The 22665-nt window shown below is 74.5% G+C and carries 23 protein-coding genes; 13 read left to right on the top strand and 10 right to left on the bottom strand.

The window, feature by feature from the left end; translation table 11 throughout:
- Positions 1 to 91 precede the first annotated feature (91 nt).
- Entirely contained in the window at positions 92 to 925 is an 834-nt protein-coding gene (locus tag J4709_RS36555; protein ID WP_208247956.1) for an SAM-dependent methyltransferase, read from the bottom strand.
- A 197-nt stretch (positions 926 to 1122) separates the two neighbouring features.
- Between J4709_RS36555 and J4709_RS36550 the strand changes: the two genes are divergently transcribed.
- Entirely contained in the window at positions 1123 to 1575 is a 453-nt protein-coding gene (locus J4709_RS36550) for a helix-turn-helix domain-containing protein (RefSeq protein ID WP_208247953.1), read from the top strand.
- 19 nt (positions 1576 to 1594) lie between these two features.
- Here the strand turns inward: J4709_RS36550 and J4709_RS36545 are convergent, their stop codons facing one another.
- A complete protein-coding gene (locus J4709_RS36545; RefSeq protein ID WP_208247951.1) occupies positions 1595 to 3793 on the bottom strand; it encodes a hypothetical protein in 2199 nt (732 codons plus the stop codon).
- Between the two features lie 647 nt (positions 3794 to 4440).
- Between J4709_RS36545 and J4709_RS36540 the strand changes: the two genes are divergently transcribed.
- The 10 genes from J4709_RS36540 to J4709_RS36495 all read left to right on the top strand — a co-directional run bounded on the left by J4709_RS36540 (position 4441) and on the right by J4709_RS36495 (position 14233).
- On the top strand, positions 4441 to 5859 hold the full coding sequence (locus tag J4709_RS36540; RefSeq protein WP_208247949.1) for an MFS transporter: 1419 nt from the start codon (positions 4441 to 4443) through the stop codon (positions 5857 to 5859).
- A 137-nt stretch (positions 5860 to 5996) separates the two neighbouring features.
- Positions 5997 to 6437, top strand: a complete 441-nt coding sequence (locus tag J4709_RS36535; protein ID WP_208247947.1) for a hypothetical protein — start codon at positions 5997 to 5999, stop codon at positions 6435 to 6437.
- 164 nt (positions 6438 to 6601) lie between these two features.
- Complete coding sequence (locus J4709_RS36530; protein WP_208247945.1) at positions 6602 to 6946, top strand: NADH-quinone oxidoreductase subunit A; 345 nt, start codon at positions 6602 to 6604, stop codon at positions 6944 to 6946.
- Positions 6937 to 7911 (top strand): hypothetical protein, encoded by a 975-nt coding sequence (locus tag J4709_RS36525; RefSeq protein ID WP_307801861.1) that lies wholly within the window; start codon positions 6937 to 6939, stop codon positions 7909 to 7911. The genes J4709_RS36530 and J4709_RS36525 overlap by 10 nt, the downstream gene beginning before the upstream one ends.
- Positions 7904 to 8767, top strand: coding sequence for an NADH-quinone oxidoreductase subunit H (locus J4709_RS36520; protein WP_208247942.1), 864 nt, complete (start codon positions 7904 to 7906; stop codon positions 8765 to 8767). The genes J4709_RS36525 and J4709_RS36520 overlap by 8 nt, the downstream gene beginning before the upstream one ends.
- 10 nt (positions 8768 to 8777) lie before the next feature.
- Positions 8778 to 9287: an NADH-quinone oxidoreductase subunit J family protein gene (locus J4709_RS36515; RefSeq protein WP_208247940.1), complete on the top strand. Its 510-nt coding sequence runs from the start codon at positions 8778 to 8780 to the stop codon at positions 9285 to 9287.
- Positions 9284 to 9589: an NADH-quinone oxidoreductase subunit NuoK gene (gene nuoK, locus J4709_RS36510; protein WP_208247937.1), complete on the top strand. Its 306-nt coding sequence runs from the start codon at positions 9284 to 9286 to the stop codon at positions 9587 to 9589. The genes J4709_RS36515 and nuoK overlap by 4 nt, the downstream gene beginning before the upstream one ends.
- The gene (locus J4709_RS36505) at positions 9586 to 11373 is read left to right on the top strand and encodes an NADH-quinone oxidoreductase subunit 5 family protein (protein WP_208247935.1); all 1788 of its coding nucleotides are present in this window, start codon (positions 9586 to 9588) and stop codon (positions 11371 to 11373) included. The genes nuoK and J4709_RS36505 overlap by 4 nt, the downstream gene beginning before the upstream one ends.
- Positions 11367 to 12863, top strand: coding sequence for a complex I subunit 4 family protein (locus J4709_RS36500; RefSeq protein WP_307801860.1), 1497 nt, complete (start codon positions 11367 to 11369; stop codon positions 12861 to 12863). The genes J4709_RS36505 and J4709_RS36500 overlap by 7 nt, the downstream gene beginning before the upstream one ends.
- The gene (locus J4709_RS36495) at positions 12860 to 14233 is read left to right on the top strand and encodes an NADH-quinone oxidoreductase subunit N (RefSeq protein WP_208247933.1); all 1374 of its coding nucleotides are present in this window, start codon (positions 12860 to 12862) and stop codon (positions 14231 to 14233) included. The genes J4709_RS36500 and J4709_RS36495 overlap by 4 nt, the downstream gene beginning before the upstream one ends.
- Positions 14234 to 14260: 27 nt before the next feature.
- On the opposite strand, the gene J4709_RS36490 is transcribed toward J4709_RS36495, so the two are convergent.
- Entirely contained in the window at positions 14261 to 15196 is a 936-nt protein-coding gene (locus tag J4709_RS36490) for an NAD-dependent epimerase/dehydratase family protein (RefSeq protein ID WP_208247931.1), read from the bottom strand.
- 80 nt (positions 15197 to 15276) lie between these two features.
- Here J4709_RS36490 and J4709_RS36485 point away from each other — a divergent pair, with 80 nt between their 5' ends.
- Positions 15277 to 15687, top strand: coding sequence for a MarR family winged helix-turn-helix transcriptional regulator (locus J4709_RS36485; RefSeq protein WP_208247929.1), 411 nt, complete (start codon positions 15277 to 15279; stop codon positions 15685 to 15687).
- A gap of 27 nt (positions 15688 to 15714) precedes the next feature.
- On the opposite strand, the gene J4709_RS36480 is transcribed toward J4709_RS36485, so the two are convergent.
- From J4709_RS36480 to J4709_RS36455, 6 genes are all read right to left on the bottom strand, one after another.
- The gene (locus J4709_RS36480) at positions 15715 to 16557 is read right to left on the bottom strand and encodes an MHYT domain-containing protein (RefSeq protein ID WP_208247926.1); all 843 of its coding nucleotides are present in this window, start codon (positions 16555 to 16557) and stop codon (positions 15715 to 15717) included.
- An 84-nt stretch (positions 16558 to 16641) separates the two neighbouring features.
- The gene (locus J4709_RS36475) at positions 16642 to 17040 is read right to left on the bottom strand and encodes an NUDIX hydrolase (RefSeq protein WP_208247924.1); all 399 of its coding nucleotides are present in this window, start codon (positions 17038 to 17040) and stop codon (positions 16642 to 16644) included.
- Between the two features lie 10 nt (positions 17041 to 17050).
- Positions 17051 to 17800, bottom strand: a complete 750-nt coding sequence (locus J4709_RS36470; RefSeq protein ID WP_208247922.1) for an amino acid ABC transporter ATP-binding protein — start codon at positions 17798 to 17800, stop codon at positions 17051 to 17053.
- Positions 17797 to 18669 (bottom strand): amino acid ABC transporter permease, encoded by an 873-nt coding sequence (locus J4709_RS36465; protein ID WP_208247920.1) that lies wholly within the window; start codon positions 18667 to 18669, stop codon positions 17797 to 17799. Before J4709_RS36465 ends, J4709_RS36470 begins: the two co-directional genes overlap by 4 nt.
- A 7-nt stretch (positions 18670 to 18676) precedes the next feature.
- Positions 18677 to 19552: an ABC transporter substrate-binding protein gene (locus tag J4709_RS36460; RefSeq protein WP_307801858.1), complete on the bottom strand. Its 876-nt coding sequence runs from the start codon at positions 19550 to 19552 to the stop codon at positions 18677 to 18679.
- Between the two features lie 32 nt (positions 19553 to 19584).
- Positions 19585 to 20421, bottom strand: a complete 837-nt coding sequence (locus J4709_RS36455) for an SAM hydrolase/SAM-dependent halogenase family protein (RefSeq protein WP_208247917.1) — start codon at positions 20419 to 20421, stop codon at positions 19585 to 19587.
- A 92-nt stretch (positions 20422 to 20513) separates the two neighbouring features.
- On the opposite strand from J4709_RS36455, the gene J4709_RS36450 reads away from it, so the two are divergent.
- On the top strand, positions 20514 to 21422 hold the full coding sequence (locus J4709_RS36450; protein ID WP_208247914.1) for a LysR family transcriptional regulator: 909 nt from the start codon (positions 20514 to 20516) through the stop codon (positions 21420 to 21422).
- On the opposite strand, the gene J4709_RS36445 is transcribed toward J4709_RS36450, so the two are convergent.
- A complete protein-coding gene (locus tag J4709_RS36445) occupies positions 21419 to 22651 on the bottom strand; it encodes an NAD(P)-binding domain-containing protein (protein WP_208247912.1) in 1233 nt (410 codons plus the stop codon). The two genes, J4709_RS36450 and J4709_RS36445, sit on opposite strands and share 4 nt — an antisense overlap.
- Between the last annotated feature and the right edge of the window lie 14 nt (positions 22652 to 22665).

The raw sequence follows: 22665 nt of genomic DNA, 5'->3' as shown, positions 1-22665 counted from the left end.
CGCCCAGAGGGTAAGCAGCGCCGGTATATTTTCGGAATACGCGCCGCCGGCGGCCCGCGCCCGCCCGGCGTGCGGGCGCGAGCCGTCCGGGTCAGGGCTTGCGGGCGACGCCGCAGAACTCGTCGATCTCGGTGACCTCGCCGATCTCGGTGGCCGGGGGGTGCCACAGCGGGCACGACACCACGCCCGGCGGGAGGAGTTCCAGGCCCTCGAAGAACCCTTCGAGCTGCGCCGGGGTGCGCAGCGCGTACGGCGGCTCGGCGGACCGGTTCCAGATCTCGATGGCGGCGGCCGACGCCGGGTCGACGACGTTGGTGGCGTCGTACAGGGCCAGATAGCTGCCGCTCGGCAGGGCGTCCATCAGCCGCCGGACGATCGAGCGGGCCTCGGCGTCGTCGGTGATGTGGCCGAGGATCCCCATCAGCATCAGCGCGACCGGCTCGCCGAGGTCGAGGGTCTCCGCCGCGCCCGCGAGGATCTTCTCCGGGTCGCGCAGGTCGGCGTCCAGGTAGGCGGTCCCGCCCTCCGGCGTGCCGGTGAGCAGCGCGCGGGCGTGCGCGAGGACCAGCGGGTCGTTGTCGACGTACACGACCCGCGCGGACGGCGCGGCGCGCTGCGCGACCTGGTGGGTGTTGTCGGCGGTCGGCAGGCCGGTGCCGACGTCGAGGAACTGCCGCACGCCGAGGTCGGCGGTCAGGTGGTGCACGGCCCGCTGGAGGAACCGGCGGGTGGCGCGGGCGAACAGCGCCATGTCCGGGATGACCTTCAGGATCTCCTCGCCGACCTGCCGGTCGACCTCGAAGTGGTCCTTGCCGCCGAGCCAGTAGTTCCAGATGCGGGCGGTCTGCGGGACGGCGGTGTCGATCGGGTCCTTCTGCTCGGTCACGGTGGCTTCCTCGTCCGGGGGCACGATGTCCGGAACCATCCAACATCGGTGATCCACTTTTGGGAACCCGTTGACGCCCGCGCCCGCCGGCCGGGCGCCAGGCCCTCGGCCGCGGGTTCCGGTTCTGCTGCGTGACCGGGCCGACACGCCATGGAATGATCTGCGTGTCCTTGGCTGACGGCGGCGTTCGCGGTCAACTAAAGTCGTTGGCGTCGGTGAGTTCGGGAGGGGCCGGGATGAGCAACGAGACGGAAGAGGTCGCGCCGGGCGCGACGCTGGCGGACAAGGTCGAGTGGCTGATCCGCAACCTGTGGCCGTCGGACGACCACCCGCCCCGCAACAACGTCGAGACCGCGGCCGCCATCGCGAGCGCCACCGGCGAGGACATCTCGTCCACCACCGTGTGGAAGCTGCGCACCGGGCGGCAGGAGAACCCGCAGCTCAAGACCCTCCGCGCGCTCGCCACCTTCTTCGGCGTGCCGATCGGCTACTTCGGCCGGCCCAGCGAGACCGCCCCCATCGACGAGGACATCACGCTCAAGGCGCTGCGCCGCGACGTCGAGCACGGCATCATCCGCCCCGAGGTGCTGCGCGCCCTGGTCGACCTGTCGCCCGAGGCCCGCTGGGTCGTCGACGAGATGATCCTCGGCGCCGCCGAGGCCGACCGGCGCCGGCAGGCCGCCTCCTGACCCTCCCCGGTGCCCCCGGTCAGGGGACGGTCGTGTGCCACAGGGTCGGTGTGTCGCCGTCCATGCCGGTCGCGACCAGGCCCGGGCCGAGCGCGGCCAGGCCGGTCGGGCGCTGGCGGCCGTTCCCGGCCAGGCGGGCGCCGCGCGGGCGGGTCGTCCGCCACGTCGCGCCGTCCGCCGAGCTCCACAGCGCGACGTCGTCGGTCCCGGCGGGCGTCCCCGCGAGGACGAACCCCTTCGGCGTCGCCAGGCTCGCCGCCAGCGCGGACGCTTGGACGGTCTGCGCGCGCCACGTCCGGCCCGCGTCGGACGAGACCGCGACGGCGTTCCCCGCGCCCGTCGCGACCAGCGTGTCCCCGCGCGCCACGACATGCGTGAGCGGGCCCTGCACCTGCGGGGCCTGCACCGACGTCCACTTCGCGCCGTCGTCGGACGTCCAGACGGCGGGCGCGCCGTCGCGCTCGCCGACGGCGACGTAGCCCTTCGTCACGGCGGCGACGTCGTGCATCCGGCCGTCCCGCAGGTCGCCGGAACCGGCCGTCCAGTGGACGAGGTCGTCGGAACGCCATGCGATGGGCGAGGACCCGGCTGATCCGACGACGACGTAGCCGGCCTGGCCGTAGGCGGCGCCGGTCAGCTCGCCGTCGTCGCCCGCGGGAGGCGTCACCGGGTTCCATGCGGCGGCATCGGGCGAGGTGAGGAGCAGCGGCTTCGCCGCGCTCCGCCCCGCCGCGACCCAGCCCTTCGGCCCGTACGCCGCGGCCGCGAGGCGCTGCACGCCCGGCCCGGTCAGCCCGGTGCCGCCCGCCCGCGTCCACGCCTTGCCGTCGCGCGTCGACCAGACCGCCGCCTCGCCGGCGCCGCTGCCGATCGCCAGCGTCACCCCGTTGCCCGAGACCAGCCGTTCGATGGTCCGGTCGGGCGTCACCGCACCGGGGACGGACAGCAGGTCGATGTCGCCGTGGCGCGCGCCCGGCGCCGCCAGGTACGCGCCGGTGTTCTGGTGGCCCGCGACGAGGACGCCCTGCGGGAGCGCCGCCGCCGACTCCGCCTTGCGGCCCTGGTCCGTCCCGAGCCGCTCCACCGAATCCCAGTTCACGCCGTCCTTGCTGCGCTGCGCGGCCACGCGCCCGTCGGTCAGCGGCGTCAGCGCGGCCAGCCCCGCGTCGGACCCGCCGAGCGCCGCCAGGCCGGCGTAGGTGCGCCGGTCGATGGTGCTCGACCGCGTCCAGCCCACGCCGTCCGCCGACCGGAAGAACACCGCGAGCGCCCGCTTCTTCGGGTTCTTCGACGACCCGCCCGTGCGGCGGCCCTCCCGCGCCGCGAAGAACCCGCCGGGGCCCGCCGTCAGCGCGACGACCGGCCCGTACGACCCGTCGCTCTGCGGGACCTCCGCGCGCGCCCATGACCGGCCGCCGTCGGCGGTCCGCCACAGGTCGCCCTTGTCGTTCCGTACGACGAGCGTGCTGCCGCTCGCCGCGACGCTCTCGGGCTTGCCTTGCAGGATCGTCGGCTGCCGCTGCCATTCGGTGCCGTCCGGGGACGTCCACAGCACTCCCGTGCCCTGGTTCGTCCCGACGGCGGCGAACCCGGCCGAGGTGGCCGCGACGCCGGTGACCTGGTCGCCTGCCTTGAACGCGCCCGTGCCGCCGGCGCGGTGCGTCCAGGTGCGGCCGTCGGCGCTCGTCCACACGGCGACGCCGCCGGGGCCCTGGCCCAGCGCCGTCCAGGCCCGGTCGCCCGCCGCGACGGCCACGGGCACGTCCTCGCCGCTCCCGCCCTCGTCCTTCACCTTCGCGGCGCTCCACGCCTTGCCGCCGTCGGACGAGACGAGGATCTGCCCGCGCGGCGCGTCCACGGTCTCGCTGCCGACCGTCACCGCCGTGTCGCCGTGCACCGCGACCGCGGTGATCGTCTGCTCGTGGCCGTCGTAGAGCGCGGCCGGCACCGCGAACACCTTGTCGGCGGCCTCGGCGCCCGGCGCGTCCCCGTTCCCGCCGCCGTTCCCGTCGCCGCGGACGAGGTACGCCACGCCGCCGGCCGCGAGCACCAGCACCGCCGCGACCGCGATCCCCGACCGCAGCCCGGGCCGGAACACCCTGGTCCCGCCGCCTTCCGGCGGCGTCGGCGCGCCCTGCGGCCGCTCGAACACGAGGGCGTCCGCACCGGGGTCCTGCGTGCCGTCGGTGTCCGGTGCCTGGACGCGCACCTGCTCCATCGCGGCCGGTCCAGGGCGTCCCGTGCCTCGCGGGTTCGCGGCGGGCGGCCGCGGGGCCGTGGCCGGAACCGGACGAGGCGGCGCGGGAGCTGCGGAAGGCGCGGGCGGCGGCGGGACGGGCGGCGCCGCGGCGGCGAGTGGTCCGGCGGACGGCGCCGCCGGGGCGGCCGGCGTGCGGAGGGGCGGCCGGGCGGCCCTGGTCTGCTCGGCGGACGCGACGGCGGGCGGTTCGGGCTCGGCCGCGGCCGGCGCTTCGGGCGGCGGCGACGCGGGCTTCGGATCGCGTGCCGGTGCAGGTGGGGCGGGTGGGTTCCGCCAGCTCGCCACGAGCCTGTCGCCCTCGGCGGGCGCGGGGCGGCGGGCGCGGCCCCGGGGCGGCGGTGGAGGGGCGGAGGCACCCGACGGGTCCCGGTCGTCAGGCCGGTCGGCCGTGCTCATGTTCGCCCCCCTCGCGACAGCACAGATGCGAAGTGTACGGAATCGCGAGGGATCGGAGGAAGGTCCGCGGCGCGGTTCGAGCGGGGCCTGCGCGGACGGTCCGGACGAATCTCCGGGCCCGCGGAATAGATACCCCTAGGGGGCATGTTAGGGTCCGTCGCAACGTACCCCCAGGGGGTACCCGGTTCCGAGTGGAGGGGTGGACCGTCATGTCCGCAGACCCGAGGCGGTGGTGGGCGCTGGCCGTGCTCGCCACCGCCCAGTTCATGGTGATCATGGACACGTCGATCATCGGGGTGGCGCTCCCCGACATGCAGGGCGCCCTCGGCTTCGGCCAGAGCGGGCTGCAGTGGGTGTTCAACGCGTACGTCGTCGCGTTCGGCGGGCTGCTGCTCCTCGGCGGGCGGCTGTCGGACCTGCTCGGCGCGCGCCGGGTGTTCGCCGCCGGCTGGGTCGTGCTGCTCGCGGGCTCGGTCGTCGCCGCGGCCGCCACCGGCGCCGCGGCCGAGATCGCCGGCCGGGCCGTCCAGGGCATCGGCTCGGCGCTCATCGCGCCGTCCGCGCTGACCCTGCTGATGGTGCTGTTCTCCGCCCGGCCGAAGGAGCTGGCCAGGGCGATGGCGTTCTACGGCGCCGCCGCGCCGGCCGGCGGCACCGCCGGGGTGTTCCTCGGCGGGGTCATCACCGAGTGGCTGAGCTGGCCGTGGGTGTTCATCATCTACCTCCCGATCGGGCTGGTCACGCTCGCGCTGGTCCCGGGCGTCCTGCCGAAGGTGCCGGGCCGCCGCGCCGGGCTCGACGTCGCCGGGGCGGCGGCGGTCACGGCCGGGCTCGGGCTCGCCGTCTACGCGATCGTCCAGGCGCCCGGGCGCGGCTGGGGCGCGCCCGCCACCGTCCTGCAGCTCGGCGGAGCGGTCCTGCTGCTGGCGCTGTTCGTCGCGTGGCAGCGGATCGTCCGCGGCCCGCTGATGCCGCTGTCGGTGTGGCGCACGCCCGGCCTCGCCGGCGCGAACGCGGCGATGGCGCTGCTCGGGGCCGCGTGGATCCCGATGTGGTACTTCCTCAACCTCTACCTGCAGCAGGTGCTCGGGTACGGGGCGTTCCCGAGCGGCGCGGCGCTGCTGCCGATGACCGCGCTGATGATGGTGCTGATGGTCGGCGTCACCGGGCGGCTCATCGCGCGGTTCGGCACGAGGCCGCTCATCGTCACCGGGCTGGTCGTCCTCGCCGCGGGGCTGCTCGTGCTGTCGACGATCGACGCGGGCGGCGGCTTCCTCACCGACGTCCTGCCGGGCTCGCTGATCTCCGCGGTCGGGATGTCGCTGGTGTTCATCCCCGCCACGATGGCCGCGATCGGCGGCGTCGCGCCGGAGCAGGGCGGGCTGGCGTCCGGGATCGTCAACACCACCTACCAGGTGGGGTCGGCGATCGGCCTGGCGGTGATGACCGCCATCGCCACCTCGCAGGGCGCCGGGAGGCTCGGCGACCTGCCCGGCCTCACCGACGGGTTCCGGGCCGCGTTCATCGGCGCCGCCGTCGTGGCGCTGGCCGGCGCCGGTCTCGCACTGGTGACGCTGCGCGCGCGCTCGGCGCGGCCGGTGGAGGAGAAGGAGAGCGTCGGCGCGTGAGCCGCGCTCCAGGGAGCCGCCCCGCAATCGGGCGGCTCCCTTCCGCGTCTGGGGACGTCGCTCCCGGTGCGGGGGTGTAAGCGGATTGTAAGACGGGTTGATTACGTTCCTTCTCGATCGCAAAACGAGGAGGCACGTTGCTCAGCATGAACGGGGCGCTGCGGCGGAAGGCCGTGGCGGGTGCGGCCGTGATCGGGGCCGCGGCGGCGGTGCAACTGGGGGTCGCGGGGACGGCGCAGGCGGCGGCGGGGGACTACGACGTCTACTCGTCGCCGGGCGGCTCCCACGCTTGGGGGACGGTCTACTGGCGGGGGCCGACGGGATCGGCGTGGAAGGTGTACGCCTACGTCCGGCTGAAGGACAACAAGGCGGACGGCCATCCGGCGGCGGTGCAGTTCGCGGCGGGGAGCCTCTCCCCGTACCTGGTGAATTTCGGTGGAAACGGAAGCATCCTCACGGAGTACCCGAATCTGGTGGACCGGGACGTGAGCTACGTGCGCGTCCGGGCGTGCCTGGTCCGCGGCGACGGCAAGACGCTGTACGGCTGCGGGGCCTGGCACCGCGTCAACCGGCACTGAGCCGCACCGGGCCGCACCGTGCGGGGCGGTGCGGGACCGGTGCTCGCGGGCGGCCGGGCGTTCGATCCGGCCGCCCGCCTTCGGGCGATTTACCCCCCGGAGGTTTCCTGCGGCGGTGATCAGGTACACCTCCCGGGAGTGGACGCCGGGAGCGGGGAGGAGCGATGCCGCCGTACGCCGTGGTCCTCTCCGTCCTCGGGCTGGTCGGCGCGGTGGTGGCGGCCGTCTACGCGCTCTCGTACGCGATGGCGCCCGAGACGCTGGAGGCGGGGCCGTTCCTGTCCGGCGGACGTCCCCGCGAGCACGCCTTCTCGCGGTACCACGTGCGCTGGTACGCGGTGACGATGGTGTTCCTCGCCTTCGACATGGAGATGGTCTTCATGTACCCGTGGGCGCTCGTCGTGGCGTCGGTGGGCGTGAAGGCGGTCGTGGAGATGTTCGCCTTCCTCGTGCTGCTGCTGGTCGGGGTCCTGTACGCGTGGCGCGAGGGGGCTCTGCGGTGGGCCTGAGGGAGCGGCTGCGGGGGTTCGCGGCGCGGAGCCCGCGCCCGTTCGTCGTCTCGGCGGCGGACGGGACCGGCGACCGGCTCGCGGTGGAGGCGGGGCTGCGCGCGCGCCGGTGGCGTCCGGCGGTGTCACCCGCGGAAACCGGTGTGCTGGTGGTGTGCGGGCATCCGGGCGAGGCCCTCGCCGAGGCGATCGACGTGGTGTGGTCGGCGATGCCGGGCCCGCGGGCGAGGATCCGGCCGGACGAGCTGGACGGCATCGAGCCTGACGGTCTTGAGTCTGACGGTCTTGAGTCTGACGGGGCGCCGCGCGGCGCGGCATCCCCGTCCGATGACGTCGGCATGGCCGACCGCGCCGACGACCGGGACGGCCTGCGGCTCGACGTCCTGCACGTCCCGCTCGGTCCCGTCCTGGCGGACTGGCCCGCCGGCCTGCGCCTCGACCTCGCTTTGCAGGGGGATGTCGTGCAGTCGGCCGAGGCCGTCATCGTCGACGCGGGCGGCGGGTCGTTCTGGGCGGGGCGGGAGGCGGCGCGCCGGCTCGACGGCGCCGCGCGGTTCCTGCGGGTCGCGGGCTGGGCGGACGCGGCGCGGCGCGCGGCCGTCCTGCGCGACGACGTCCTGGACGGGCGGCCGGTCCGGGACCGGTTCGAGGCGTTAGAGCGGACCGTCCGGCGGTCCAGGCTGCTGCGGTGGATGACCAGGGGCGTCGGGAACCTCGCGCCGGACGCGGTGGAGCGCCACGGCGTCCCCGCGTGGTGCGTGGGCGACGTCGCCGGCCGTCTGGACGGGTGGCTCCGCGAGATCGGGGCCGCCCTCGACGGTGGCGGGACGCCCGGCGGGCATGACCGCGACGAGGCGCTCGTGTCCGTGCTGCCCGAGCTGGTGACGGGCGCCGACCTAGGGCAGGCCCGGTTGATCGTCGCGAGCCTGGACCCGGACCTGGCGGCGGTGACGGCCCGTGCTTGAGGTGGTCGTCCTCGGCGTGCTCGCGGTCGCGGCGGCGTCGCTGGACGCGGTGCTGGCCGGCGGCCCCGGGCCGTTCCGCGAGGCGGCGCGGCTGCTGGTGCTGGAGCGGCGCACGACACCGCAGGCCGACCGGCTGCTGGCGCGGATCGGTGCGATCGCGCTGCCCTTGGCGGCGGCGCTGGCCGCGCTCGTCGTCCCGTTCGGCGGGCACGCCGCGCTGGACACCCGCGTCGGCGTCGTCTGGTTCAACGCGATGGAGGTCGTCGGGTGGGCGGCGGTGTGGCTGGTCGGATGGGGCGCGAACTCGGCGTTCGCGCTGGTCGGCGGGTACCGGTTCATCGCGCAGGGGCTGGCGTACGAGCTGCCGCACATGTTCGCGCTGATCACCGCGGCGCTGGCGGCGCACTCGCTGGACCTGCGGGCGATCGGCGCGGCGCAGGGCGGGCTGTGGTTCGGGGTCTGGATGCCGGTCGCGTTCGCGGTCTACCTGGTGTCCGCGCTCGCGATGGCGTTCTGGGGGCCGTTCGGCGCTCCGCTCGGCGCGGACATCGCCGGGGGAGCGGCGCTCGAACTGCCGGGCCCGGACCGGCTGGTGTTCCTGGCCGGGCGGTACGGGCTGCTCGCCGTCGCGTCGGCCGTGGCGGTCCCGCTGTTCCTCGGCGGTGGCGGCGGGCCGGTGCTCCCGGCGTGGCTGTGGTCGCTGGTCAAGACGTGCGCGGTGCTCGCGCTGCTGGTGTGGGCGAGGCGGCGGCTGCCCGTCCTGCGGATGGACCGGTTCGTGCAGGCGGCCTGGGTCGTGCTGATCCCGGCCGTGCTGCTGCAGATGCTCGTCGTCGCCGTCGTCGTCGTGGACTGAGGAGGTTCCCGTGACCGTCCTGTTCTGGGTGCTCGCCGTCGCGGCGGTCGCCTCCGGCGCTGCGGTGTTCGCCGTCGGATCGATGGCCCGCGCGACGTTCGCGCTGCTCGCGTCGTTCCTGTGCGTCGGCGGCGAACTGCTCCTGGCCGGGCAGCACTACCTCGGCGTGCTGGTCGTGCTCATGATGATCATGGAGATGCTGGTGATGGCGGTCTTCATGGTCATGTACATGATGGACCCGGCCGGGCTGATGCCGATGTCGATGGTGCACAACCGGCGCGGCGCGCTGATCGTCTCGGGCGCGGTGTTCGCGGCGCTGGCCGCCGGGGTCTTCGCGGTCCCGTGGCCGGCGCGGCGGGGCGGCCCGCCCCGCGACCCGGCGGCCGCCCTCGGCCAGGCGATCATGGGCCCGAAGATGCTGGTCATGATGGTGATCGGCATCGCGATCCTGGCCACGATGATCGCCACGGTCGTGCTCGCCACCCGCACCGGACGCTACGGGGAGGACGGCGCGCGATGACCCTCCAGGCGTTCCTGCTGCTCGCCGCCGCCCTGTTCTCCGTCGGCCTGTACGGCGCCCTCTCGCAGCGGTCGATCGTGATGCTGATGATGGGCCTGGAACTGATGATCAACGGGATCGTCGCCGCCGCGGCCGGCTTCTGGCACCAGGTGTCGCCGGGCGCGGCGGACGGCCAGGTCCTCGTGCTCGTCGCCATCACGGTCATGGCGCTGGAGATGGCGATGGGGTTCGCCGTGGTCACCGCCCTGTTCCGCGCGCGCGACGTGGACATGGCCGACGACGCCGGAGACCTCAAGGGATGATCGCCGCGCTCGCCGGGACGCCGCTGCTCGCCGGGGCGCTGCTGCTGCTCGCGGGGCGCCGCACCGGCCGCGCGGCCCCGGCCTTGGGCGTCCTGGTGGCGGCGGCCGTACTGGCGCTGGCGGTCGCGGCGGCGGTGACGCGTCCCGCGACCCGGTTCGCCCTGCTGCCCGGATGGCCCGGCGGGACGGCCATCGACGGGCTGTCGGGCGTGCTCGTCGTGACCGTCGCGTCCGTCCTGCTGGCGATCCTGCTCTTCGCCGCCGGGGGCGGGTACGGCGCCCGGTTCTTCGGCCTGATGCTGCTGTTCGCGGGCGCGATGCTGGTGACGGTCACCGCGACCGACCTCGTCCTGCTGCTGATGGGGTGGGAGGTCATGGGCGCGATGTCGTACGCGCTCATCGGCTACGAGTGGCGCGAGGCGGAGCCGGTGCGCTCGGCGGACGTCGCGTTCCTCACCACCCGCGCCGCCGACCTCGGCCTCTACGCGGCGGCGGGCTTCGCCGTCGCCGGGGCGCACTCCCTCGCGCTCCCCTCGCTGGCAGGTGCGGCGGAGCCGTGGCGCGGCCTCGCGGCGGGCGGGATCGTGCTGGCCGCCCTCGGGAAGTCGGCGCAGCTTCCGTTCTCGTTCTGGCTGTCGAGGGCGATGATCGGCCCGAGCCCGGTGTCGGCGCTGCTGCACTCCGCCACGATGGTCGCGGCCGGCGCCTACCTGCTGCTGCGCATGCATCCGCTGCTCGCGGCGACCGGATGGGCCGGCACGCTCGTCGCTTGGGTCGGCGCCGTCACCGCGCTGGTGCTGGGCGCCGTGGCGCTGGCGCAATCCGACCTGAAGCAGCTGCTCGCCGCGTCGACCTGCGCGCAGATCGGCTTCATGGTGCTGGGAGCCGGGGCCGGGTCCGTGTCCGGCGGGACGGCGCAGCTCGTGGCGCACGCGGCGGTGAAGAGCCTGCTGTTCCTGTGCGCGGGCGCATGGCTGACCGCGCTCGGCACCAGGCGGCTGGACGAACTGCACGGCGCGGCACGCCGGTACCGGCTGGTCGGCGCCGCGTTCGGCGCGGGCGCGCTGGCCCTGGCCGGGCTTCCGCCGCTGGCGCTGTGGGTGACGAAGGACGAGGTGCTGACGGCCGCCGGGGACCGCTCGCCCGCGCTCCTCGCGGTCGGGCTCGCCGCGTCCGTCCTGTCCGCCGCCTACTCGACCAAGGCGCTGTTCGCCGTGTGGCGCGGCACGCGCACGGACGGCGCCCCCGTGCCCGTGCTCGCACGCGTCCCGCTGGTCGTCCTGGCGGTCGCGGCGTGCGTGCTCGGGGTCCTCGGGTCGCGCGGTGTCGCCGACGCTCTCGGGATACCGGGCGGGACGCGGGTGAACGGCCTGGAACTCGCGGTCTCCGGCGCTCTCGCAGCGGTGACGATGGTCGCCGTCCGGTTCGCGCGGACGGTACCCGCGCCCGCGTGGGCAGTGGACTGGCTGTTCCTCGAACGGGCCGCGCGGGCGGGCGTCGTCCGTCCGGCGTTCGCGGCGGCGCGGGCGCTCGCCCGCTTCGACGACCGGGTCGTGGACGGCGCCGTCCGCGCGGTCGCACGGTCCGGGCCGTGGGCGGCCGGGCTCGCCGGACGCGGCGCCGAACTGCGGCTCGACGGCCTGGTCACCGGGGTCGGCCGCGGTGCGCGGAGGCTCGCCGCGCTGGCGCGCCGGCCGCAGACCGGGCTCGTCCACACCTATTACGCGCAGGCGGCGGTGCTGCTCGCGGTCCTCGTCGCCGTCGCCCTGCTGGCGGGGTGGTGACCGTGCTCTCGCTGGTCGTGTTCCTGCCGCTCGCCGTCGCGCTCGTCCTGCCGGCCGTGCCACGTCGCGCCGTGCCGTGGGTCTGGATCGCCGTCACCTTCGCCGACCTCGCCCTCGTCGCGGGCATGTGGGCGGCGCACGGCACCCGGCCCGGCGTCGCCTACGAGGCGCACATGCGCTGGATACCGTCCGTCCGGGCGGGCTACCACGTGGGCCTGGACGGGCTGTCGTTCCCGCTCGTCACGCTGACCGCCGTACTGTTCGCCGCCTGCGCCGTGTACTCCGTCCGGCACACGCACCGGGTGCGGGCCTTCGCGATCCTCTTCCTGTTCCTGGAGACGGTGTGCCTGGGCCTGTTCTCGGCCCTCGACCTGCTGCTGTTCTTCGTGTTCTTCGACCTGTCGATCGTCGGCATGTACTTCGTGATCCTGCTGTGGGGGCACGGCGACCGGGCCGCGTCGGCTCTGAAGTTCTTCCTCTACACGTTCCTCGGCTCGCTGGTCCTGCTGCTCGGGTTCATCGGCCTCTACCTCGGCGCCGACCCGCACACTTTCGACATGGTGGAGCTGACCAGGCATCCGCCGCTCGCCGGCTCGCCCGGCCTCGCCGGGCTGACGCTGCTGGCCGTCGGCATCGGCCTCGGCATCAAGACGCCGGTCGTCCCGTTCCACACCTGGCTGCCGCCCGCGCACACCGACGCGCCCGCCGCCGGGTCCGCGATCCTCGCCGGGGTCATGCTGAAGATGGGCGCGTACGGGTTCGTGCGGATCGCCATGCCGATGTTGCCGGACGCATGGCGCCGCTACGCGCTCGTGTTCCTCATCGTCGGTCTGGTGGGCGTCCTCTACGGGGCACTGGTGGCGCTCGCCCAGGACAACGTGAAGCGGCTCGTCGCCTACACGTCCGTCAATCACATGGGCTACATCGTCCTCGCGCTCGGTGCGGCCGGGTACGCCTCCGGTGACGCGGCCGCGCGCAGGCTCGCCGTCACCGGCGCCGTCACGCAGATGGTCTCGCACGGGCTCATCACCGGCGCGCTGTTCCTGCTGTGCGGCGTCCTCCACGACCGGGCGGGCAGCTACGACCTCGGACGGTTCGGCGGCATCGCCCGCACCGCGCCGGTCTACGCCGGGATGCTCGCGCTCGCCGCGTTCGCCGCACTCGGGCTGCCCGGACTGTCCGGGTTCATCGCCGAGTTCCAGATCTTCGCCGGGACGATCGGGACCGGCGCCACGGCCGCGGCCGTGACCGGCGCGATCGCCGTCCTCGGCATCCTCGTCACCGCGGCGCTGTTCCTGCGCGTCCTGCACCGGGCCGTGCTCGGCCCGCCCGGCGAGCTGTCGGCGCGGGTCGGGGACGTGCGGCCGCCCGAACTCGCGGCGATCGTCCCGCTGCTGGCGCTGTCGCTGCTGATCGGCGTCGCGCCGCGCGCCCTGCTCGACACGATCGAGCCGCTGTCGGCGGCCGTCACCGCGCTGGCCGGCCGATGAACGAGAACCCCGCCGACGTCGCCCCCGAGCTGTGCGTGCTGATCGCGGCCGTCCTCGGCCTGGTCAACGGGCTGTTCCTGCCCCGGACCCGGCAGTGGCGGGTCGCGGTGATCTGCGCGGCCGGGCTCGTCGCGGGCCTCGCCGTCGCCGCCGTCGACGCCACCCGTCCCGACTTGGTCGTGTTCGACGCGTTCTTCGTCGACCCGATCACCCACGTCACCCGGATCACCGTGCTCGGCGCGACGCTGCTCGTCCTCGCGCTGGCCGCCGGGCCCGTCCGCGACCACCCGCGTGAGAGCGAGCACTACGTCCTGATCCTGCTGTCGGCGCTCGGCGCGATGATGCTCGGCGCCTCGTCCGACCTGCTCGTCGTCGTCGCCGCGTACCTGCTGGCGAGCATCCCCGCGTACGCGCTCGCCGGTTTCGGCAAGGACGCGCACGGCACGGAGGCCGCGCTGAAGTACTACCTGATGGGCGCGTTCCTCGGCGTCGTGATGCTCGCGGGCGTCACGCTCCTCTACGGCGTCGGGCGCGGCACCGCCTACGGGACGCTCCGCGCGGGCCTGGCAGACGCGCCGTCGGCCGCCGTCTCCGCCGGCGTCGTCGCGCTGCTGGCCGGGCTGCTGTTCAAGGCGGGCGCCGTCCCCGGCCAGTTCTGGGTCCCGGACGTGACGGAAGGGTCGCCGCCGGCCGTCGCCGCGTTCGTCACGACCGTCCCGAAGATCGGGGCGTTCGCGGCGCTGCTGCGGTTCGGCTCGGAGGCGCTGCCGCCCGGCGGCGGCTGGCCGGCGCTCGTCGCCGTGATCTCCGCGATCACGATGACGCTCGGCAACCTCGCCGCGTTCGGGCAGGACAACGTCCGCCGGCTGCTCGCCTACTCCACCGTCAGCCAGGCCGGATACCTGCTGGTACCGGTCGCGATGGCGGGCCGCACCGACCTTGCGCGGACCGCGCTGCTGTTCTACGTCGCCGCCTACGCGGTGACGAACCTCGGCGCGTTCGCCGCCGTCCTCGCGACCGGACGCGACGACCTCGCCGCCTACACCGGCCTGCTCCGCGCCTCACCGCCGCTCGGGATCGCGCTGGTCGTCTGCCTGCTCGGCTTCGTCGGGACGCCGCCGACCGCCGTGTTCGTCGGGAAGGTCCTGATGTTCGGTGCCGCCATCGACGGCCGCTACGCCTGGCTCGCCGCCGTCGCCGCGATCAACACGGTCGCGAGCGTCTTCTACTACCTGCGCTGGATCGTCCCGCTGTTCCGGCGCCCGGACGGCGCGCTCCGGCCCGCCCGCGCCGCATCGGCCGTCGCCGTGGCGGCCGCCCTGTTCTCCCTGGCCCTCGGCATCGGCGCCGGGGTCGCGCTCACCGCGTGACCCACAGCGCCAGCATGAACCCGTCCGTCAATGATCCGGCGAGCCTTCCGTGCGCCCGCCCAGCCAGGCGACGTAGTCGGCCACGGCGCCGTCGAGGTCGTGGGCGGGTGTGAAGCCGGTGTCGTCGCGGAGGCGGGTGACGTCGAGCCGGTAGTCCTCGTCCGGCGCGTCCGGTGCGCGGCCCTCGGCCAGATCGAGCGGGGCGTCCGGGAGGGCCTTCCGGATCGCGGTCGCGACCTGCGCATTCGTGGTGACGTGTCCGGAGCCGATGTTGTACACGGCGTGGTGGAGCGTCCCTGCCGTCTGGAGGAGGGCGACGGCGCGGCCGCAGTCCGGCGCGTACAGCGCGTCGATGCCGTCGCCGGCGTACACCTTCTTCGGGTACGTCTCGCCCCGCACCGCGGCGTTGACCAGGCCCGGGATCGCGAAGAACGGCGAGTCGGCGCGTCCGCGCGGTCCCCAGACGGCGCCGATCCGCAGGCATACGGCCTCGAATTCCGCGTGCCCGGCGATGGCGGACGCCAGCGCCTCCGCGCTCCGCTTGAACGCGGGGATCGGGTGCGGCACGCCCGGCGGCAGCGGCGCGTCCTCCCGGAACGGGCTGTCGCGCACGCCGGCGTAGACGCCGATCGTACTGGCGACGCAGACCCGGCGGACGCCCCAGGCGCGCGCCGCCTCGAACGCGTTGAGCAGGCCGGAGGTGTTGGCCCGCATCTCCGCGACCACGTCGGTGCCGCGCAGCGGGGTGCTCGCCAGATGGACGATCCCGGTGACGTCGTACCGGTCGCCGAGCGCGAGGAACGCCTCCCGGTCGGCCATGTCGAGCCGCTCCGCGACGGCCCCGTCCGGGACGTCGCGCGGCGCCGCCGAATGCCGGGTGAGCAGGCAGGACTCGCCGAGGTCGAGCAGTGCCCGCGCGACGTGCGAGCCGATGAATCCGAGCCCGCCGGTCACGAGGATCATGGGCTCCTCCTTTCGTTAGCGTGCTAATGGAACGTTAGCGGCGAGATCGCTAGCATGCAAACGATTACTAGGATCGGGGCATGGACGACCTGCTCCGGCTCTCCACCCGCGCCCACAAGCTGCTGCGCGCGGCCTCCGACGAGGCGATGAGCGAGCACGGCGTCCGCGTCGGGCAGAACCTGCTGCTGGAGGTGCTCTGGCAGGAGGACGGCCTGACCCCCGGCGAACTGGCCGGGCGGCTGAGGCTCACCACCCCGACCGTCGTCAACACCGCGACCCGGATGGAGGCGGCGGGCCTGGTCACCCGCCGCCGCGACCCGTCCGACGCCCGGCTCGTCCGGCTCTACCTGACCGAGCGCGCCCGCAGGGCGAAGGAGCCGATCCGGGAGGCGCGGCGGCGGCTGGAGGAGCGCGCCACCGCCACCCTCACCGACGACGAGCGCCGGCACCTGCGCAGCGCGCTCGAGAAGATCATCGCCGAGCTGTCCTGAACGGCGCGGCGCGCCGGCCGCCGGGCGTCAGCGGGCGTCGAAGGGGTCGCCCGCGCTCCGCGGACGGGAGGCGTCCGAGCCCGGCTCGGGGACTCCGGCCCGTCGCGCCGCGATGCGCTCCTGGAACTGGGCGTCGGCCCGGATCTCGTCCTCGCTCGGCGCCATCGCGATGATGACCAGCAGCGTGATCGACACCGCCGCGATGCCGCCGATCAGCGGGATCAGGAAGTCCGACGCCGTGGCGCCGGTCGGCGCGGGCATGCCCGGGTGCATGGTGATCCGCATGGCGGCCATGCCGGTGTAGTGCATGCCGGTGACCGCGACGCCCATGATGAGCGCGGCCCCGGCCGTCGCCCACAGGCCCCGCACGCGCAGGCAGAACCACAGTGCCGCGGTGGCCGCCACGAGCGCGATCACCACGGACAGCGCCACCAGGCCGGGCTGGTAGCCGATGTGCCCGGACATGTTCATCGCGGCCATCCCGGAGTAGTGCATGCTCACCACCCCGATCCCCATGACCACCCCGCCCGTGACGATCACGCCCGTGCCGGACCCGCCGAAGCCGATGATGAACAGCCCGACCGCGACGACCACGATGGCGGTCAGGCAGCTCAGCAGCGTCACCGGCACGTTGTAGCGGATCGGCATGCCCGAGACGCTGAAGCCGAGCATCGCGATGAAGTGCATCACCCAGATGCCCGTCCCGCCGATGGCGAGCGCCGCGAGCGACAGCCAGGACGCGCGCGACCGCCCGGTGGACGCGCGGGCGCGCGACGTGCACAGCAGCCCGAGGAACGAGCCGACGAACGACATCAGGTACGCGGCCGCGGGCGTGAGCGGCCCGTAGGAGAAATGGTGCACGTGCGCCATGCGGGGCCCCGGATGTGAGGAGATCTCGGATTCAGCCGGATCCTAACGGGGTCCGCCCGCGAATTGGCGTGATTCGGGCGATGCTCAGCCGATCAGGCCGTGGGCCAATGCCAGATCGAGCGCCGACCGCGACGCCGGCGCGAGCAGATGCCGGTCGGACGGCGCGAGGTAGAGGTACTCGTCCACCTCGCCGGACGCCGCGATCGGCCCGCGGCACGCCGCGGTGAAGCACGCCATCCGCGCGTGCGTGTAGTCCGGCTGGTCGTGCGCGGGCGCGCGGACCACGCCCAGCTCGCGCAACGACGCCCGGTCCAGCTCGACGCCCAGCTCCTCGCGGACCTCGCGGGACAGCGCCGCCCAGTCGTCCTCGCCCGGCTCGCGCTTGCCGCCGGGCAGGTACAGCAGGTCGCGGCCCCGCGACCGGACGGTCAGCAGCCGCCCGTCCACGACCCGCACCCACGCCACCACGTCCAGATCCGCCACAGCGCCCAGCCTAGAGCCGGCGCGATTCGAGGACGCGGCGCAGGAACTCGCGGGTCCGCGGTTCGGCGGGGTCCTCGAAGATCTGCTCGGCCGGGCCGCGCTCCAGCAGCACGCCGTCGGACAGGAAGCAGACCGTGTCGGCGATGTCGCGGGCGAACCCCATCTCGTGGGTCGCCAGGACCATCGTCATCCCGGACTCCTTCAGCTCCCGGATGATCCCCATCACCTCGGTGACCAGCTCCGGGTCGAGCGCGGAGGTCACCTCGTCCAGCAGCAGCAGGCTCGGCCGGGTCGCCATCGCCCGGATGATCGCGACGCGCTGCTGCTGGCCGCCCGACAGCCGGTCGGGGTACTCGCCGGCCTTGTCGGCGAGCCCGAACCGCTTCAGCAGCTCGCGGGCCTGCTCGGTGGCCTCCGCCTTCGGCCGCTTGTGCACCCGCACGGGCGAGAGCGTGATGTTGTCCAGCACCGACATGTGCGGGAACAGGTTGTAGGACTGGAACACCATCCCGATCCGCTTGCGGACCTCGTCGGGGTCGGCGTCCGGGTCGGTGATGTCGTCGCCCTCCAGGAAGATCGCGCCGTCGTCCACCGTCTCCAGCACGTTCACGCAGCGCAGCAGCGTCGACTTGCCCGACCCGGACGCGCCGATGAGGCAGACGACCTCGTGCGCCGCGACGTCCAGGTCGACGCCGCGCAGCACCGGGTGCGCGTGGTAGGTCTTCCAGACGCCTTCGACGCGCAGCAGCGGACCGATCATGTGCCGCCTCCGGGGGCGCGGCGGCGCTCGGCGCGCGCCGCGAGGTGGTCGGTGAACCGGGCCATCGGCACCGTCAGCGCGACGAACAGCACCGCCGTGGCCAGGTAGGGCGTGTAGTTGAAGTTCGTCGCCGAATGGATCTGCGCCTGCCGCAGCGCCTCCAGCGGGCCGAGCACCGCGACGAGCGCGGTGTCCTTCTGCAGCGACGCGAAGTCGTTCAGCAGCGGCGGGACGACCCGGCGCACCGCCTGCGGCAGCACCACGAACCGCAGGCTCTGGGTCTTGCTGAGGCCGAGCGACCGGGCCGCGGCGCGCTGGCTCGGATGGATCGAGTCGATGCCCGCGCGGAACACCTCCGCGACGTACGCGCCGTAGGACAGCACGAGCGCGAACCCGCCGAGCACCGCCGGGCTGTCCGGGACGCCCTGCAGCCGCAGCGCCGGCAGCCCGAACCCGACCAGGTACACCAGCAGGATCGTCGGGATGCCGCGGAACACGTCGGTGTAGGCGACGGCCAGCGCCCGCAGCGGGAAGAACAGCGGATTGCGCAGCCCGCGCGCGAGCGCCACGAGCAGGCCCAGCACCAGGATCACCGGCTCGGCGATCAGGAAGATCCGTACGTTCAGCCAGAAGCCGCGCAGCACGTCCGGGAACGCGTTCGTGAACTCGCCCCAGTTGAAGAACGTCTCGTGCACGCGCGGCCAGCCGGGCGACGTCACCACGACGACCAGCACGACCGCCACGAACAGCACGGTCGAGGCCGCCGCGACGGAGCCGGACCGGACGCCGGCGCGGCGGCGCCGGGCCTCCCGGTCCAGCTGCCGCTCGCTCTTGACCCAGGCGGCCTCGCCGCCCGCCTGCGCGGTCACCGGGCGGTCACTTCAGGACGGGCGCGCCGGCCGACGAGGTCAGCCATTGCTGCTGGATCTTGGCCAGCTCGCCGGACGACTTGAGCTGGCCGATCGCCTGGTTCAGGCACCCGACCAGCTTGCTGCCCTTCTCCATCAGCAGCCCGAAGTGCTCGGTGCTGCCGCCCTCGGTCTGCGGCAGCTGCCCGACGATCTTCGAGCCGTCGATCTGCGCGGCGGTGACGTAGAACGCGGTCGGCAGGTCCACCAGCAGCACGTCGACCTGCTTGTTCTTCAGCGCGTTCACCGCGTCGATCTGGGTGTTGAAGATCTTCGGCTGGGAGTCCGGCTTGATCTGGTTCTGCACCGCCTGCAGCGCGGTCGTGCCGACCTGCACGGCGATGCGGGCCTTCTTCAGCTCCGCGATGCCCGTCGCGTTCGCGTACTTGCCGTTCTTCAGCGCCACGACGCCCTGCTGCACGTCGTAGTAGCCGTCGCTGAACGTCACGGCCTTCTCGCGCGCCGGGGTGGCGGAGATCTGGTTGATGTCGAAGTCGAAGTTCTTCGGCCCCGGCGCGTAGGACGACTCGAACGACTGGGTCGTCCAGGCGACCTGGTCCTTGGTGAAGCCGAGCTTGCCGGCGACCGCGTAGGCGACCGCGCTCTCGAAGCCCTGCCCGTTGGACGGGGCGTCGTCCTTGAACCAGGGCTCGAACGCCGGCTTGTCGGTCGCGACCGTCAGCTTGCCGGCGGTCTTCAGCGGCAGCGTGTCCTTGGTGCAGGAGGCGGGGCTCTTGCTCGCCGAGGCGTCGGAGCCGCCGTCGTCCTGCGGGGCGCAGGCGGTGACGGCGAGGGTGAGCGCGGCGATGCCGGTCAGGGCGGCCACGAGGGGGCGGCGGGTCACGGGGGTGCCTCCAGCGGTGGGGTGTTGCGTGGTCAAGAACGCGGGCCGGTGAGGGTGCGCAGGGTGAGGGTGCGCGCGCCGGTCAGACCGAGGACGTCCGCGGCCCGGCCCTGGTTGACGCCGAGGCCGAGCCAGCCCGAGGAGTCGGTCCACAGCAGCGGCTCGCCCACGGCGACGCTGCCGAAGGTCAGCTGGAACGGGACGCGGGCGGTCCGCGGCGTCCCGTCTGGAACGCTCCACTCGACGTCGAGGGGCGTGCCGGGCTCCAGCGCGCCGAACGCGGCGGCGAGATCGTCGCGCTCCGCGCCCAGCACGAGGCTGCCGAACCGGTCGGTGTACAGCACGGGGACGGTCAGCTCCCCGTCGCCCGCGACCGGCGCGGGCAGGTCCAGCGGCAGCGGCTCGACCGCCGGGCCGAGGTCGGCCACGGCCACGCCCGCCGCGACGTGCGCGGCGGCGGGGGAGAAGATGTCCCGCCCGTGGAACGACGTCGACACCCGCGGCAGCCGGTACGCCGGGTTCTCCAGCGCGTGCGCCCGGACGATCCCGCCGAGCGCCTCCGCGGCCGGCACCAGCAGCCCGTTGTCCGGGCCGACCAGCACGTCGCCGCGCCCGGTCTCGATCGCCACGGGGCGGCGCGGCGTCCCGACGCCCGGGTCCACGATGCCGGTGTGCACGCCGACCGGCAGGTACGGCAGCGCCTGCCGCAGCAGCATGGCGCCCTCGACCACGTCGAACGGGGTGATCTCGTCGCTGAGCACCAGCACGTTCGCGTCGGGCGCGATCGTGTACACCACGCCGGCGCAGATCGAGGTGTAGGCGGCGCCGAAGTCGGTGGCGATGCTGACGAACGGGCGGCTTCCGGACATGGGCGACCTCGGTGGGACCTGCGGGAACGTGGAGAGGAGCGTCAGCCTACCAAGCGGGATCTCGTGACCGAACCGGCCCGTATGCTCCGGGGATGCGCGCCGATTCGCTCGATCCGCTGCTGCTGCGCACCTTCGTCGCCGTCGCCGACCTCGGCTCGTTCACCGCCGCCGCCTCCGCGGGCGGCTACACCCAGTCGGCGGTGTCCCGGCAGGTCGCCGCGCTGGAGGACGCCTGCGGCGTCGAGCTGTTCGCGCGCGGCGCCCGCGGGGTGCGGCCGACACCCGCCGGCGAGCACCTGCTCCCGCACGCCCGCGCGCTGCTCGACCGGCTCGCCGACACCGTCCAGGCGATGGAGGGGCTGCGCCGTCTCGACACCGGGACGCTGCGGCTCGGCGCGTTCCCCACCGCGAACGCGGCGCTGGTCCCGCAGGCCCTCGCCCGGTTCCGCGACCGGCACCCCGGCGTGCGGCTCGCGCTGCGCGAGGGGACCACCGACCGGCTGCTGGCGATGCTGGACGGCGGCGACCTCGACATCGCCGTCGTCAGCACCCACGTCGTCCCCGCGCTGCCCGCCGGCGACCTGGTGCCGCTGCTGGACGACGCGCTGCTCGTCGCGCTGCCGTCCGGGCACCCGCTCGCCGCGCGGCGCCGCGTCCCGCTGGACGGCCTGGCCGGCGACGCGTGGATCGTCGCCGACGCCCCCGAAGCGGTTGCCGCGCTGCGCGCGCGCTGCGAGGCGGCCGGGTTCGAGCCGCGCACCCCGCTGCGGGTCGCCGAATGGATCTCCAAGCTGGGCCTGGTCGCGGCCGGGTTCGGCGTCACCCTCGTGCCCGCGCTCGCGGCGGCAGCGGCGGCGCGCGACGGCGTCGTGCTGCGGCCGCTCGCCCCCGAGCAGCCGAGCCGCGCCGTGCACGCCGCCGTCGGGCGGCACGCCCGCAGGTCCCCGGCGGTCACCGCCTTCCTGGACGACCTGCGGGCCGTCGCCGCCGAGCTCGGCTAGGGGAGGGCGGCGACCACCTCGACCTCCAGCAGGGCGTCCGGGTGGAACAGCCGGGCTACCTCGACGGTCGTGCTGGTGGGCGCGGCGCCCGGGAAGAACCGCTGCCGGACGGCCCCGTACTCGGCGACCCGGCCGAGGTCGGTGACGAACGTCCGGACGTTGACGACGTCGGCGAACCCGGCGCCGTGCGCCGCCAGGATCCGCTCCAGCAGCGAGAAGATCACCTCGGACTGGCGGGCCATGTCGCCGGGCGCGTCGACCTTGCCGTCCTCGGTGAGCGCGATCTGCCCGGACACGTACAGCATCGATCCGGCCGTCACGTGCGCGGTGTGCGAGTAGAAGGGGTTCGGCGGCGGCGGGACGGAGGCCGGGTTGCCGAGCGTGACGCGCATGGGGGAGTCCTTACCTGCGTGGTCTGCGAGTGCGATGAGGTCGTGCGGGCCGAGGCCGTCGGCCAGGGCGGCGGACGTGCGGGCGTGCGCGGCGGCGAGGACGCCCGCGTCCGGGGCGCCCGGGACGTCCAGCGCCAGGCCGAGGTCCTTGGCGGCGAGCGCGAGCGTGAACCGCGGCTCCGCGCCGGGTTCCGCGTCCCGCACCCGCCGCGCCTGCGCGCTCGTGCGGGACAGCACGTCCAGCACGAGCCCGCGGTCGAGGCCGAGGCGGCCGGCGAGCGCCAGCGCCTCGCCGAGCACGGCGAAGTTCGCGACCAGCGTCCCGTTCGCGACGAGCTTCAGCGCGGCGCCGGACCCGGGCGGGCCCACGTGCCGGACCCGTCCGAGTACCTCCAGCGCGCCGGCGCAGCGGGCGAGGTCGTCGCCGGTGCCGCCCGCGAGAACCTCCAGCTCGCCCGCCTTCGCCTGCGGGACGCTGCCCAGCACGGGCGCGTCGAGGTACCCGACGCCGTCCGGCAGCCGGTCCCGCACGCGGCGCGCGGCGTCCGGGCCGATCGTCGACAAGTCGGCGACCACCGCGCCGGGCTCCAGCGCGGGCGCGGCCCCGCCGGGGCCGAACAGCACGTCCTCGACGGCGCTGCCGTCGGTGAGCATCGTGATGACGAGGTCGCGGCCGGCGGCGGCCGCCGCGGGCGACGCCGCGAGGACCGCGCCGAAGTCCGCCGGAACCCGGCTCGCGGTCCGGTTCCACACCGCCAGGTCGTGCCCGGCCGCGATCAGCCGGCCGGCCATCGGGACGCCCATGCGCCCCAGTCCGAGAAAAGCGATTCGTGTCATGGTGCGACCGACGC

Source organism: Actinomadura violacea, from assembly GCF_017573465.1.
GTDB classification, from domain to species: Bacteria; Actinomycetota; Actinomycetes; order Streptosporangiales; family Streptosporangiaceae; genus Spirillospora; species Spirillospora violacea.
This window is presented reverse-complemented; position numbering and strand designations above follow the sequence as displayed.

Coding starts and splice junctions, on each gene's coding strand:
- J4709_RS36555 (WP_208247956.1), bottom strand. CDS start 925: ATGGTTCCGGACATCGTGCCCCCGGACGAGGAAGCCACCGTGACCGAG.
- J4709_RS36550 (WP_208247953.1), top strand. CDS start 1,123: ATGAGCAACGAGACGGAAGAGGTCGCGCCGGGCGCGACGCTGGCGGAC.
- J4709_RS36545 (WP_208247951.1), bottom strand. CDS start 3,793: ATGGAGCAGGTGCGCGTCCAGGCACCGGACACCGACGGCACGCAGGAC.
- J4709_RS36540 (WP_208247949.1), top strand. CDS start 4,441: ATGTCCGCAGACCCGAGGCGGTGGTGGGCGCTGGCCGTGCTCGCCACC.
- J4709_RS36530 (WP_208247945.1), top strand. CDS start 6,602: ATGCCGCCGTACGCCGTGGTCCTCTCCGTCCTCGGGCTGGTCGGCGCG.
- nuoK (WP_208247937.1), top strand. CDS start 9,284: ATGACCCTCCAGGCGTTCCTGCTGCTCGCCGCCGCCCTGTTCTCCGTC.
- J4709_RS36505 (WP_208247935.1), top strand. CDS start 9,586: ATGATCGCCGCGCTCGCCGGGACGCCGCTGCTCGCCGGGGCGCTGCTG.
- J4709_RS36495 (WP_208247933.1), top strand. CDS start 12,860: ATGAACGAGAACCCCGCCGACGTCGCCCCCGAGCTGTGCGTGCTGATC.
- J4709_RS36490 (WP_208247931.1), bottom strand. CDS start 15,196: ATGATCCTCGTGACCGGCGGGCTCGGATTCATCGGCTCGCACGTCGCG.
- J4709_RS36485 (WP_208247929.1), top strand. CDS start 15,277: ATGGACGACCTGCTCCGGCTCTCCACCCGCGCCCACAAGCTGCTGCGC.
- J4709_RS36480 (WP_208247926.1), bottom strand. CDS start 16,557: ATGGCGCACGTGCACCATTTCTCCTACGGGCCGCTCACGCCCGCGGCC.
- J4709_RS36470 (WP_208247922.1), bottom strand. CDS start 17,800: ATGATCGGTCCGCTGCTGCGCGTCGAAGGCGTCTGGAAGACCTACCAC.
- J4709_RS36455 (WP_208247917.1), bottom strand. CDS start 20,421: ATGTCCGGAAGCCGCCCGTTCGTCAGCATCGCCACCGACTTCGGCGCC.
- J4709_RS36450 (WP_208247914.1), top strand. CDS start 20,514: ATGCGCGCCGATTCGCTCGATCCGCTGCTGCTGCGCACCTTCGTCGCC.
- J4709_RS36445 (WP_208247912.1), bottom strand. CDS start 22,651: ATGACACGAATCGCTTTTCTCGGACTGGGGCGCATGGGCGTCCCGATG.